The sequence below is a fragment of the Paenibacillus yonginensis genome (assembly GCF_001685395.1).
Lineage (GTDB): Bacteria > Bacillota > Bacilli > Paenibacillales > Paenibacillaceae > Fontibacillus > Fontibacillus yonginensis.
Genome location: NZ_CP014167.1, coordinates 2769304 through 2783003, shown reverse-complemented (window position 1 = coordinate 2783003; position 13700 = coordinate 2769304). Strand labels below are relative to the sequence as shown.

The 13700-nt window shown below is 44.0% G+C and carries 10 protein-coding genes and 1 pseudogene; all 11 read left to right on the top strand.

Translation table 11 applies throughout. From position 1 onward, the window contains the following. Positions 1–1049 precede the first annotated feature (1049 nt). The 11 genes and pseudogenes from AWM70_RS12665 to AWM70_RS12610 all read left to right on the top strand — a co-directional run bounded on the left by AWM70_RS12665 (position 1050) and on the right by AWM70_RS12610 (position 13699). Complete coding sequence (locus AWM70_RS12665; RefSeq protein ID WP_068696934.1) at positions 1050–1835, top strand: recombinase family protein; 786 nt, start codon at positions 1050–1052, stop codon at positions 1833–1835. Between the two features lie 193 nt (positions 1836–2028). Then, positions 2029–3259 (top strand): annotated as a pseudogene (locus AWM70_RS12660) (IS110 family RNA-guided transposase). Positions 3260–3381: 122 nt separating this feature from the next. Beyond that, a complete protein-coding gene (locus tag AWM70_RS12655; RefSeq protein ID WP_151208751.1) occupies positions 3382–3750 on the top strand; it encodes a hypothetical protein in 369 nt (122 codons plus the stop codon). A gap of 13 nt (positions 3751–3763) precedes the next feature. Beyond that, positions 3764–4111, top strand: a complete 348-nt coding sequence (locus AWM70_RS12650) for a DUF7957 family protein (RefSeq protein WP_068696931.1) — start codon at positions 3764–3766, stop codon at positions 4109–4111. A 351-nt stretch (positions 4112–4462) separates the two neighbouring features. Continuing rightward, entirely contained in the window at positions 4463–5554 is a 1092-nt protein-coding gene (locus AWM70_RS12645) for a hypothetical protein (RefSeq protein WP_068696930.1), read from the top strand. Next, the gene (locus tag AWM70_RS12640; protein WP_068696928.1) at positions 5551–6801 is read left to right on the top strand and encodes a hypothetical protein; all 1251 of its coding nucleotides are present in this window, start codon (positions 5551–5553) and stop codon (positions 6799–6801) included. Before AWM70_RS12645 ends, AWM70_RS12640 begins: the two co-directional genes overlap by 4 nt. A 328-nt stretch (positions 6802–7129) precedes the next feature. Beyond that, a complete protein-coding gene (locus AWM70_RS12635) occupies positions 7130–8170 on the top strand; it encodes an SAF domain-containing protein (protein WP_068696922.1) in 1041 nt (346 codons plus the stop codon). Positions 8171–8178: 8 nt separating this feature from the next. Next, positions 8179–8868 (top strand): hypothetical protein, encoded by a 690-nt coding sequence (locus AWM70_RS12630; protein ID WP_068696920.1) that lies wholly within the window; start codon positions 8179–8181, stop codon positions 8866–8868. Positions 8869–9168: 300 nt separating this feature from the next. Continuing rightward, positions 9169–9717, top strand: coding sequence for a hypothetical protein (locus tag AWM70_RS12620; RefSeq protein ID WP_169823440.1), 549 nt, complete (start codon positions 9169–9171; stop codon positions 9715–9717). Continuing rightward, complete coding sequence (locus tag AWM70_RS12615; protein WP_068696915.1) at positions 9718–11634, top strand: P-loop NTPase family protein; 1917 nt, start codon at positions 9718–9720, stop codon at positions 11632–11634. It abuts the gene before it with no gap. Next, a complete protein-coding gene (locus AWM70_RS12610) occupies positions 11627–13699 on the top strand; it encodes a hypothetical protein (RefSeq protein ID WP_068696914.1) in 2073 nt (690 codons plus the stop codon). The genes AWM70_RS12615 and AWM70_RS12610 overlap by 8 nt, the downstream gene beginning before the upstream one ends. Position 13700: the final 1 nt, after the last annotated feature.

The following is a 13700-nucleotide window of genomic DNA, read 5'->3' as shown; positions in this document are numbered from 1 at the left end:
TATAAAAAATGGGGGGCGGGGGAGTTCGAGGCTTTACGATTTCAATCATCTCATCTACAAATCTATTCATGATTCATTGATTCCTGATTCGTACTATTCGATTCGTGCTATCTATTCTGATGCTATAGAGCTATCCTCTGAGCTTCTTCTCGTTCTGTTATTCTATCCTCTATTTCTATCTTACTCATGTTCTTATTCTTATCTATTCTCTTTTACCAGTGTCAGCGTTCATTTCAGTCTCACCCCCCGCCCGCTCCGCAGGCGGGGAGTTCACCTGTGTGAAGGGAGGACAACAGAGCGTTCCCCCTCTTGCGAGGGAGAACGACTAGGCTGTGTGAAGTTGAGGTATCCCGAGCCTACGAGACATCTGGCGCACCCAGGTGTAGCTTTACTGCGCGGATAGCTTGGAAGCTATCACTCTGTCAAGGTTCCCTGTCCATTCGGACACTACGACGGAAAATCTGGGGAAGTGAAGTAAGGCATCACGTCTTACTTTGCCAAAGGCGAATCTTCCGCATCTAACGCGACTTCGTTCATGTAATCGAAAGAATTACATGACCACATTCGGCTGATGAACGCCGAGGCATTTTTTAACGTGTTCTTCTGCGACCACGGGTAGAGCTTCCGTATTCAATTCAATGATCTTAATAAACCTGTTACTTTCTCTATACGACTAGACTAGGACAGAGTTAAGGGAACCGCATCAATTTTCTATAAAATATTCCCGTAGGAATCACGCCGCCCCCGCGCCCGCGAGGGCGGTTCTTGCTTTTCCTAGACACTGGGGGGGTTCTTCGATTGCCCTGTTCTGATTGCCCGAAATGATTAAAAGTATATATTCATTCTGCGCTTAACCCCCTTTACATGCCTTCCATGATATGGTTCTGTATTGCTCACAGCAAGTTGATTTCGCCCTTTGACAACCGCATATAGAAGCCTGTGAACTGCCCCGCCGCCCGCCTGATTGGCGTATGCGGAATGTATGGCGGCAGTAGCTGATTCCAAGGGCGTTACGAAAACTGGAATTATTGAAACGAGGTGATGGTTGCATGAAAGATCGTGTAGTCGGTTATGTTCGCGTCTCTACGCAGGGACAGGTGAAGGATGGCTATTCGCTTGCCTATCAAACGGAGGAAATCCAGCGTTACTGCGCCCGCCACAACCTCGAACTACTGGACATCTACAAGGATGAAGGCATTTCGGGGGCAAAGGTGGACGAGGACGAGCTAACCATAGAGCGCGAGGGCTTGCAGGAAATGCTGTCTGATCTGAAATGGCGGGATGTGAAGTTCATCGTTGTTCTGAACACTAGCCGCTTATGGCGAGCAGACATCGTGAAGGTGCTGATTCAGCGGGAACTAAAACGGAATAAGGTTGATGTCAAAGCCGTTGAACAGCCGCAATACAGCATCTATGCCCATGACCCGAACGATTTCCTAGTGAATGGCATGATGGAGCTATTAGACCAATACCAGCGGTTAGAGATTGCCTTGAAGCTAAGTCGAGGACGGCGTAAGAAAGCACAGGAGGGCGGCTATGCGGGCGGCAGAGTAGCATATGGCTATACAGCCGCCAAAGGACAAAAGACACTCTCCATCGACCCTATACAGGCTGACACGGTGCGTAGGTTATTCGAGATTAAGACCGAACATCCGTCTTGGTCACTGTCTCAAATCGCCGCAGAACTGAATCAGGCGGGCTACAGAACGGTTCAAGACAAGCTCTTCACGAAGGTGCAGGTGAAGCGAATCCTAGACCGCGAGGACTTCTATCGAGGCATGTACCGCTATGGTCAAATAGAAGCCAAAGGCTTGCATCAGCCGATTATTATCTAATCTCCACCGCCACGCTTAACTGTGGCATAGTCGTATCGTATAGAGCAAGTAGAAGTACCAACAAACAAGGTTAAACCAGAAAAGAATGGATAGGCTTGCGTCCCAATGCGGGTCATGCGAATGACTAACGCTCGAACTGAGGTTGCCGACTTTCTTTTCTATTTCATACATTCGTAGATCGAGGTGATGTCTTTTGAACGGGCATTATAAACAAAAGCATATTTACGTAGGTGTAGACCTTCATAAGGCTACTCACACTGCCGTGATCGTAAACTGCTGGTATGAGAAACTGGGTGAAATCCAATTCGAGAACAAGCCCTCCGCCTTCGAGGAACTGCTCACCTATGTAAAGAAGCTCTGCAAAAGAGGCATGACCCCGATCTCTATGGATTGGAGGATGTGGGCGCCTATGGGCGGTCATTAGCCGTATTCCTCGTAGAGAATAAGCAGAAGGTGAAGGAAGTCAATTCGGCTCTCTCGTATGCTGAGCGCAAGAGCTACCCAACTACACAGAAAAGCGATAGCTGGGATGCAGAATGTGTGGCGAAGATACTTGTTAGCAAGCTCGAAATTCTGCCCGATGCGAATCCGCAAGACATCTATTGGACAACTCGTAGCGAGAAGAAATGCGCTGATTAAAGCGCATACCGCACTCAAGAACCAGCTTCACATGCAGTTGTCCCATCACTACCCGAGCTACAAGAAGTTCTTTAGCGATATGGTGGGAAATGTGCCTTGGAGTTCTGGCATACCTACCCCGCCCCGCACCATCTGGCGGAGGTGAGTTTGGAGGATTTACGGGAGATGCTGTTGAAATCCAGCCATAACACCTGCTCGACCAAGAAAGCGGAGGAAATCATGGCATGGGTGGCTGCAGATGGCGAGACGAAGCGAGAGTACCAAGAATCCAGAGATTTTCTGATTCAAAGCCATGTCCGAGACATCCGCTTTAAGAAGGAAGAAGTTCAAAAGGTAGAAGACCAGCTAAGCCGCATGATGAAGCAACTGGGCTTCCAGCTAGAGACCATGCCAGGCATCGACCTTGTTACGGCATCGGCTCTAGTGGCTGAGATCGGAGACATTCACCGTTTTCCTGTCCTGACAAGCTGGCTCGTTTTGCTGGCATTGCTCCTGTAAAGTTCAGTTCGGGCGGGAAGAGCAAGGAACAGAAGAGCAATCAAGGAAACCGCACCCTGCATGGCATCTTCTATAACCTTGCTGTCCAGCAGGTGCAAGTCTCCAAAGGAAGCAAGCTCCCCCGCAATCCAGCTTTTCTAGCTTATTATGAACGAAAACAAGAGGAAGGCAAAACGAAAGGACAAGCGTTAGTCTGCATCATGCGGCGGCTGGTTAACATCATCTACGGCATGATGAAGAACAAAACACCGTACATCGCCCCGCCCCTCGCTGAACAAGTTACCTAATGATAGAATGGTGGTAGTTGGAATATTGGACTGCCACCATCCTTTTAGCGGGATTTAGCTTTACCACATAGGGGACGGGAAATCTTAAATATAAAAAAATCTCCGAAACATCGGCAGAAGATGTGAATAAATGGTGGAAGGAAGAAATGGGCTACAGTGAACCTCCATATAAGCCGGGTACACTTGTTCAAGAAATCGAGTTAATTGAAAAAAGCACATTTGTTCGAGTATACGACGGTGAAAACTCCGGTATGTACGGTGGATGGTTTATGAAAGCCGATGATATTAGGGGACTAACTCCATCGCAAATACAAGAAAAATTCGCATTGCCCACAACTCCCAAGTTTATAGCAGATGTGGAATTGGATGCAGGAACAAGAATACGGACAGGAACTGCAAATCCACTCTTCGGTTTTCAAGGCGGAGGACAACAATTTGATTTAATGGGACAGCGTGTTGGTAATTTCACAAATCCAAGACCATTACCATGAAGGAGTGAATAAATTGGCGATAACGTTTACTCAATTTGAAAACGAGCTAGTAGTAAACCAAAAAAAAATTGTTTTTGACCACAATATACGCTACGTTAAAGAAGTAGATGAAACATTAATCGTATTGCTTGAGATACCTAACAATGTTACGTATCTAAATAATGTATTTGGAATTAATGAAATTGGGGAAATAAAGTGGCGTATTCAAAGTGTTAGTGATGTTTTCCCCTTAAAAAACCCGTTGCCGTTTGAAAACCTAATGGTGAAAAGTACTGACGTTTATGTGTCTGACTTTTACGGTAGAAGGTTCTTATTAAACACAACTAATGGAAAGCTACTTTCAAGTGATGTTGTAAGATGATTATATGATTTTGGAAACCTTGATTGGCTTCGTGCTTTTCAAGGTTTCTTTTTTTGTGGGGGGAGGCTACCCAGTGCCGAATGAAATCATCATTCAACCAATAACACATAGGTTGAATGTGGCAGGAATACAAGACCAGTTGCCATCAGTTTTATTCCCTAGGATTCGCAAGTCTTTCTAAACCGAATAAACGAATAACACCAAAGGAGAAAGTACCTTATTAGTACCTTCTCCTCTTTCTTTTTATTTGCTAACTCTCATTGAGCAGGTCAAAAGTATGGTAATTAATTCCTCATCTGTACTATACTATATGCAAATCTACTTATTAGAGTGACTTTGGAGGGGAAAGGAATGGATCGTTTTCAGGCATGGCAGGATGGATTTCTAATTGCAATCTGTCTAGTACTGCTATCCATGGGTGCCACCATGTATTTCAAATGGCGAACGCAAACTTACTTGAATTTTTCAGGAGCTTCTCTGCTTGGTTTATTTGCCTCATTAGGAATGGCTTTAAGTGCAGGGAGGTCGGAGCAGTTTTTTTTGTTTTTTTCTTCCTTATTTCTGTGCGGTTTTGTACTTCAGCAAATCAGCGTTTTTCGATTGTATTACCCGAAACGCAATGAGAAGTTATATCCTCATCTTGCAGCGGGTCTTGCAAGTATGCTAACGGCAGCGTGTTCGCTGTTCTTGCCTGGGGCAATGACTGCTCTACTACTATTTTTTATCATTCTTGCCTTAGGATTATATAGTTTCCTCAAGTTATTTACAGAAGGCAGTCTCAAAGCTCTTAATTCCATAGCCGTTGCTTTGTACGGAATACATATGCTTAGCTTAATAGTTTGGGCTGTAACCAAAGCACAAGCTGTAGTTTTATTTGGAAATCTGTTTTTTATAGGGTCGGTTTTCTTAGTATTTATGCTTCTGTTTAATCGAATTGCTTACATCCTTCAGGCTGCGGCCTATACTTCAACTCGTGATGATGCGACCGGACTACTGACCAAAAAACATTTTATGCAGACAGCAAACAAGTATATGGATAAATCCCAAGCGCATGCCGTTTTGTACATCGAAGTTGCAGAAAGCACGGACAAACCAGAGCTCTTGCAAAATGAGAAGTTTTTGAGAAACCTGGGTGAAATTGTCCGAAAATACACTTCGGAAATCGGAATTACAAGTCGGTTTACCTCTACGGGTTTTGTGGTTCTTGTTACCAAAGAAGGAACGGAGCCTGGGGATTTGGCCGAGCGAATTCGGCTGCGTCTTGAGCTTGAAGCCCAGGGCGGCGTTTATACTGGCTACATGGCTATATGGGGGAAGTCCAATCTGGAAGATGTCATTGAAGAAGCAAGAAAAGCCGCGGAACGAAACCGGATTACAGGAATGGATAAAGTTTTCCGTTTGGAGCAAAGTCGGGTTTTAACAGATAGAGGAGTGGGAAATTGAACGCGATTATTATTTCTAAGAAAGCTTCCCCTTATGTGCTCGAAGCTATAGGCAATTCTGACATCAGCTTTGAGAAAGTAGGGCGATTTACACCTGAGCAGTTTATGGAGTTCTGTCAAGCAGCAGCAAGAATTAACGTGGCATCCTTTATTACTGATCTGGATTGTGCGGATTCGGCAGCCTTTATGGAGGGAATCCGGCAATATCAAACTTACAGGAGTCAAACCCCAATTATTGTAATAGGTTTGGATAGACCGGACGATGACGGTTTGGTTCATCGACTTGCAGAGATGGGGATTATAGTTATTACGACGGTCCCCGGCACTTCTCCTAAATCCATTGTATCTGCGTTAGCCAAGCTGCAGCCTGGTTCTCTGGAAAGCGCGACTGCCTTGGAGGCTGAAGACCCTGATGTACAGCTGGAAAGAGTAAAGGATCGAATATACAGATATACCTCCCGCTTAAAAGCGGGTGCTTTACTCGAGGCTGATTTGATGGATATGGAGCTTCCGGAACTTCCGGTTCAAGAACGAATCATTTTACAGGACCGTATTATTGGTACGATTGTTGTCGCCGTAGCGGGTGTGGAATCCAAAGTCGGCAGCACTCACTTTAGTATCCTCATCGCTAATTATTTAACCCGAAAAGGATATAGAGTCGCTTTGAAAGAAGCTAATGCCTCCCAGGATTTCAATAGAATTGAGCAGGCTTATGAAGGAATGAAAGGATTTAACAGTCCAAATACGTCTTTCACCATCAATAAGGTGGATTATTTCAAAAGTAATGACCGGGAAGGAATGAGCAAGCTTGTTGGTTCCGGTTACAACTATTTAGTTTTGGATATCGGGTGTTTGGAGGAGAGTGACTGGAAAGATGAATTTTACCGGGCAGGCGTTCAATTTGTGGTAGGGGCAGGCAGCGAGTGGAGACAGCCGAAGATTGTTCAGTTTCGTGAGAAACATAAGAACCTTGATCAATCCAATTGGATTTACAGCATTCCTTTTATTGAGAAATTAAGCATTTCGGATGTCCGGAAAGAGCTCCCTGGTAATCTGGTTTATCGGATTCCTCCTCATCCTGATCCATACAAACACCAATCCGATACGGATGCCTTTCTCAACAACGTACTAAAAAAATATATGGGTGAGAAGAAAAAAAGCTCAACGAAAACAGTATTATATGCTGTTATCAGCTTGTGTGTGGTTATCATCGTTATATTAGTGATTATGTTGATCTTAAATATGTAATCTTAATAGTTTATTCCTGGGATACGGTTATTCCGTATTCTTTTTTTTATATTGCTACAATTAGCCAGAAATTGTTGTTCCATAGGACTCCAGGATCAGTTTAATGAGTCAAAAAAATGAGATAAGTAAGAATTGGATACAAATATCGACATTTTTTTCAATTTTCACATGATATAATTTCCCTGTATTTGGCTTATTGACTGGTAATTTAGGTTCACTGTATGAAGAAGGAGGCTTAAAAGGAGGGAATTTGGCCGAAGATCTAAAGAATTAGGTCATTATAGTTAACTATAGGAATAAAGTGGAGTCTTTTGGGAGGAAAAGCAGCATGTCAAAAATCAGATTTCGACAAAAACGACTGATTATTGCTTCTTGTATAGGTGGTGCGGTCGTCTTGTTAGTTTGTGTCGTTTCGGGTTATCTCTATTTTGATCATATACATAGCAAGTACCAGAAAAAATCAGAAGCATTGGAGCAAAAGCTTACAAAAGCAGAACAGCAGCTTAATGAAGAACGAGTAAATGTTACGGTTGTATCTCAAAGCCGGATGGCAGGGGATCAATTAACGGAAAATGATCTTAAGACTATCAGCGTTCCAAAAAGTGCAGTGCCCGACGATATATTGGACAAAACCAATATTATCGGCAAATATACCAAAATCAATCTTGCGGCCAACGCGGTTGTTACAGGTTCCATGTTATTTGAGGAAGGTATTACTCCTGATGATCTTAGAAGCCAGGAATTTAGACTGATTGAACTGCCTTTGAAATTAAAAAAATCCGACTTCGTGGATGTCCGTATCAAATTCCCAACGGGTCAAGATTATATAGTGCTCTCGAAGAAGAAAGTCGAGGACTTAAATTCTGGAACAGTCTGGTACGACATGGATGAGAAGGAAATTTTGAGAATGTCTAGTGCAATTGTAGACGCCTATATAAATGATGCTTCCATCTATGCTCTAAGCTATGTTGATCCATATATGCAGCGTGAAGCAACAGTCACTTATCCGTCGAACGCCAAAGTGCAAGATTTGATTGATACGGATCCGAACATCGTGGAGATAGCTTCATCGGAATTGGAAAGAAGACTTCGGTCGAAGCTTGAGCAAGATTTGCAATCCATGTCCGAAGAGGATATCCAAAAGTATGTAACAGGTAAAAGCAAAGATGATGCCTCGGCAATTCCTTACACATCTGAAGGATCCGATAGTGCTGAAACAGAAAATAGGGGGCAATCCCAAGAGAATCCACTTATAAATGGCGGAAATAGGACTAACGGAATTTCTTCGGACGCATCTGAACAAAGCGGAGGCAGCGGTGATTCGACACAAATTTTTAGCGATAACAACGCTACAGTTCCAGTGAAGTGAGGAAGATTATGACAAAGCAATTTGTTTTTATTGGCGATTATGACAAAACGGACCTACTGTTTTATATATCCAAGCTGCTAGGGGCTGATAAGAAGGTTCTGCTGGCAGATATGACCAGGCATCACCGCTACCGCTACTCTTATCCGAAGATTGAGACAGAAGCTAAAATTCAGCAGTACGATAACTTTGATGTTTATGAGGAGCTCAATAGTATTACGGAGCTGCATCAGTTAGATAGCGAAGAAAGCTTCTCTTATGATTATTTACTTATCGACATTGATGATCCTGAACGTATTCATGGCTTGGTGCCTTCAGATGGCTGGTATCTGGTCACTTCGTACGAGAAGCCGGTTTTAGAGGAAAATGCTCTTCTTTTAAAAGCATTAGCCCGTGATAAGGCCGAACAACAGCCTGTCAAATTAACAGCGATCATTTATGAAGTAAATGCCACATTTACAGAGGATTATTTGGTCCGTTTGTATAACGATTTGCCGTTAGAATGGCACGAACCGCTTGTCTATATACCCGATGAGCGCGATATGACGCGGAAGATTAATAACCAGTTTTCCAGCACGGTCAGCCTGAAGAAGCTTTCCCCTGATTTGAGAAGCGTGATTCAGAGTGTAGTTCACTCTATTACAGGCATGGATCGTAAGCAAATCCAAGCACTTTGGAAACAGGCAGAGAGGGGGAATTAAGCATGGGAAAAGTTACATTTTGGGGAATCCAACATGGACTGGGGGTTACAAGTTTGGCAGCTGCCGTGGCTGCTTTTATGGGCACCGGATATGCCATCCGGACTTTGGTGACCCAGCCTCAATGGTCTGACTTCACATTGGAAAAGTCTTTCGGCAGATCCATTTCCTCTCATAGCGGTTTTTTTTGCTGATGTAGCTTCAAGAGGGATGGATGCACTGGAGCGTGCTGCCAGGAGCAATAAATTAGAGCGTGACACGATTAAAAATCACGCGCTTCCAATCATAAGAGGGCATCTTGATTTGCTGCAGGCGACGGAAAACGAAGATAAACTCCATTTCGAGAACTCCAGCGAAATTATTAACCTTATTTTTGATAAAGCGGAAGAAAATTACGATTCCATACTCTTGGATGCTCACAGTGGAAGCCAACATGCTGTAACAAATCAGCTGCTTCAATCTTCCGACCTGGTCGTGGTTTGCTTGAGTCAGGACCGGAATGTGCTCGATAAATATTTTGATCCTTCCCGCAGGTATTGGCCGGAAGCGCTGCACCATATTCCTCATATGCTGGTGATTGGGAGATACGATGCGCGTTCTAAATATAAAGTTAGGAATATTGCCGGAAAATACAGTTACAAAGGAGATATTTTCCCGTTTTCCTATAATACAGGTTTCAGGGACAGTATGAATGATGGAAATCTCCGCAGCTATTTTCTGGAGAATCAAAGTGTCCCTAAGCAGCACGAAAATTACCGGTTTATTCAGGATATCCGCGAGATTGCAGCGTACATTTTGGAGAAAACCGAGGTGTTTGTACCCATCCAACAAGCGGAAAGAAGGGTTCCGTAGATGAGCCTGCCTTTCGCTGTTAATTTAATGCTGATTGTCTTGATCTTGATTGGTTTAATCGTGTTTTTGTTTGTGAAATTGAATCAGAAGCCTGCAGAGGGCTTCTCCCAGAATAAGACCAAAAGCTTGGGAATGGGACGGGAACAATATAAGCTGGATTCCATCTTAGAATACATCAAAAGAACTATTAACGAATATGTAAACAGCAATCTTCTAGACATGGGACTATCCGGTGAGGAATATCAAAGAAGGCAGGCTATTGTAGCAGAACTAAGGAATGCCATGAAAAATGCTACCTCGGGAGATATCCAGGAGAAAATTTATCTCAAGCAATACATATACGATTTGCTTGCCAGGAACTACGGATTTTCGGAAGCCACACTGAATTTAGTCATTCCCTTTGATGAGCCGGATAAGCTGACGCAGCAGGATAAATTTGATATTCTGCTGTATCAATATAAAGAACTACATGGCTTTCAAGGATTGACTAAGCTAATTGATAAATACGAGCTGGATCGTCCTAAAAGAGTGATTGAAGACCAAACAGTAGATTCATACATCATCACTGGAGAAGAAATAGACCAGATATTTAGCAAGGAATACCGGGGACTGGATTTTAAAGACAAGTTGAAAATATTGGTTCAGCGTATTTATCAGCACTACAAGGGATTTGGTGTTATTGATGAAGTCAGGGATATGTCCATCGATGGAGTATCCGGCGGAGTATCTGGAATTCCATCAAGCATGCAGATGATTGAGGATGAGATGGAGCTAATCCATGGAATGAAACAGGCCAAATATCCGGGATACCGAAGTATTTGGATATTTTTCCGGGGCAAATCGATTTATCTGCCGTTTTTGAGCTTTGGGTCCGATAACGAGTTGAAACGGGTCTGCCAGAACATTTACAAATACGATAATCCGGGCCAGCTGACCGAAACAAACGGGTTTAAAGTGAACGAGATGAAAGATGGGTCACGGGTCGTGGTTGTGAGACCGCCATTTGCGGAAAGCTGGGCATTTTTTGTAAGAAAGTTTGATCTGCCAAACATGAGGCTGGAGAGTCTGATTTCCTCTGACAAAATACGCAATGCCGAGTTGCCGAGGGAATTGATCAAGTACCTGATGAAGGGCGCCCAAGTTACAGCTTTTACGGGTCCTCAGGGATCCGGTAAAACTAGTTTAATTATGGCAGCAGTGAAGTATATCTATGCCACGCTCACTTTACGTATTCAAGAGATGACCTTTGAGCTTCATTTAAGAAGACTTTATCCGGAGCGCAACACACTGGCATTTCGGGAGACGGACAGTATTTCTGGTCAAGCCGGACTGGATCTTCAAAAGAAGACGGATGGGTCTGTCAATATTTTGGGCGAAGTCGCAACAGACCCGGTGGCGGCATGGATGATTCAAATGTCTCAGGTGGCCAGCTTGTTTACCATCTTTACGCATCACGCCACGTCCGCAAGAGAGTTAATTTGGTCTTTGCGTAATTCCCTTCTTAAAACAGGAGTTTTCCAAAATGAACGAATTGCGGAAGAACAGGTCGTTAACGCCGTTAAATGGGATGTCCATTTGCGGAAGGAGCAGGATGGAAGACGTTACATAGAACGTATTACCGAAATTACAGCTGTTTCTTATGAGGATTGGCTAGATGAAGAGTCTATTAACTACGGAGAAAGTTTGGAGAACAAGCTGGATGCTTTAGTAGCCTTGCAAAGGGAGGCCTTTCGCAGAAGCAGCGGCCGTGTATGGACAGCTCGAAACGTGGTCGAATACCGAAACGGTGAATATGTGGCAGTCAGCCCTATTTCCAAGAGCAAAATTGAGCAAATGATCTTCCATATGAATGAAGAGGATCGGATTTCTTTCCAGCAATTCGTGGACCGTTACTGGGGGGAACAACAACATGAATAAATGGTTCTGGATTCTACTCCTATGCGGTATCTCCATTCTCTCCAGTGGTTTGTTTCTCCTGTATACGATCCAGAAAGAGAAGAAACGAAAACGTAACTATGGAAGTGTATGGACTGCGGGAGCATTGGCCAAAAGGAAAACACACCCGAAGCTGCTTATTTTTTATCAAAAAGCGTATGTGAAGCTGCAGCGGGTGCCCCTGTTCCAAAGTCAGATCCGGCGTATTCGCAAAAAGCTCTCAGCCGTTAACACCTACGATGAATATACGCTTCGGAAAGAAACCATGCGCATTACCTTTTTGTCGCTTGGATTGATTCTCCTGGCTTTAGTAGTTTTGGCTGTCTTCAGCCGAAGTTGGCTGGCAATCTTCTTTGGCATTCTTATTGCCGTTGTTGTTAACGGACTCTTTATGGATTTATTTGTAAACCGGATAGAAGACAAGCTTCTTAAGCAGTTTTCCTTGTTTTTGGAGGACAACCGACATGCTTATCAGGAGCTGCGAATGGTGGATGAATCCATCTATCAAGCGGCACAGGCTTCACCGCATGAAATCAAACTTCAGGTGGAGAAAATTCATGAGATCCTAACCTCTAACGAACCGCAAAAAGGACTGGAAAAATATTATGCGGTTGCTCCGAACCGGTATTTGAAGGTTTTCTCGGGGATATCGCATCTTATTTTGGAGTATGGTGACCGTAATCTGCAGAAGGGTTCCATGTATCTGAATTCCATTAACAAGCTGGTACAGGAAATCAGGTATGACCTGTTAAGAAGACAAAGACTTCGCTACAAGCTTGGCGGTCTAACGCTGATCAGTTTAGCTCCAATTTTGATCTCTTTCCCGCTGAAGCGGTGGGCGGAACGCTATTTTCCGATTACAGAGGATTTCTATCAGGGGCGAATTGGTTATTTGATTCAATTGTCTATCTATGCTGTGGCTATTATCAGCTATGTCCTCATTCGGAAGCTGGCTGAAAATGATGAAGCCAAATACGTGGCGAGAAGCGTTCGCAGACAGTGGGAGAAGAAGGTCTATCGTTGGCCTCTAATTAAATGGCTGGTCGATCGGCTGGTACCGGCACCGCATACGCGGCAGCATTTCAGGCTTAGTTTATTGCTGAAGGAGGCCAACTCCAGACTAACCTTGGAATGGTTTTATCTGCATCGTTTATTGATCAGCGCCGGCTGTTTTCTTGGCGTGCTGGTATTATCTCTATTTCTTCATTGGAATGCGGTGCATCATGTCTGGACGGATCCAACCAAAGACAAGATTAATGTGCTCGGTTATATGAGCGACAAAGAGACACAGCAGGCTAGAGAGCTTACGAAATCGGATAATGCAATTCTTAAAGATTTAGAGAAGACGAAAGATGTTTCGAGGGATACCGTTGTTCAGCGGGTTCAGGAAGTGGACGGCCAAACGCTGCGCGATGCAGATCTTAACAATACGGTAAATCGTATTTTAGACAAGCTTGGAACGTTAAATAGCGAATATCTGCGCTGGTGGGAGCTGCTTGCTGCTATTGCGGTAGGCGCAGTAGGTTACGGACTGCCTCTTTGGATACTGCAGTTTCAGCGGCGGATGCGGGCATTGGAAATGCAGAATGAGGTCGATCAATTCCATGTATTGATTTCGATCCTATCCGAATTTGAGCGAATCTCAGTTGAATCTGTGCTGGAATGGATGGAACGGTACGGCATTATTTTTAAGCCGGCGATTCAGCGGGCGCTGCTCACCTTTGACAGTGGAGCTGAGGAAGCACTTAAAACCCTTCAGCAGGAAGCACCGTTTGAACCTTTCGAACGTATTGTCCGGCGTTTGCTGCAGGGGGTTGAAAAGATATCCATTCATGAAGCGTTTGATGATCTGGAAATGGAACAGGAGTATTACGCAGAGCAGAAGAAAGAGCGGCTCGAGCGGCTGATCCGCAAGAAAGCCTCTTGGGGAAAGATGCTTGGCTGGACTCCGGGAGCACTGCTGATTGCTTTGTATCTTGTCTTTCCGTTCCTCTATATGTCGTTTGGTCAATTAAGCGATCTATCTACACAAATACAAACTATTTAAA

Coding starts and splice junctions, on each gene's coding strand:
- AWM70_RS12645 (WP_068696930.1), top strand. CDS start 4,463: ATGGATCGTTTTCAGGCATGGCAGGATGGATTTCTAATTGCAATCTGT.
- AWM70_RS12635 (WP_068696922.1), top strand. CDS start 7,130: ATGTCAAAAATCAGATTTCGACAAAAACGACTGATTATTGCTTCTTGT.
- AWM70_RS12665 (WP_068696934.1), top strand. CDS start 1,050: ATGAAAGATCGTGTAGTCGGTTATGTTCGCGTCTCTACGCAGGGACAG.
- AWM70_RS12630 (WP_068696920.1), top strand. CDS start 8,179: ATGACAAAGCAATTTGTTTTTATTGGCGATTATGACAAAACGGACCTA.
- AWM70_RS12610 (WP_068696914.1), top strand. CDS start 11,627: ATGAATAAATGGTTCTGGATTCTACTCCTATGCGGTATCTCCATTCTC.
- AWM70_RS12615 (WP_068696915.1), top strand. CDS start 9,718: ATGAGCCTGCCTTTCGCTGTTAATTTAATGCTGATTGTCTTGATCTTG.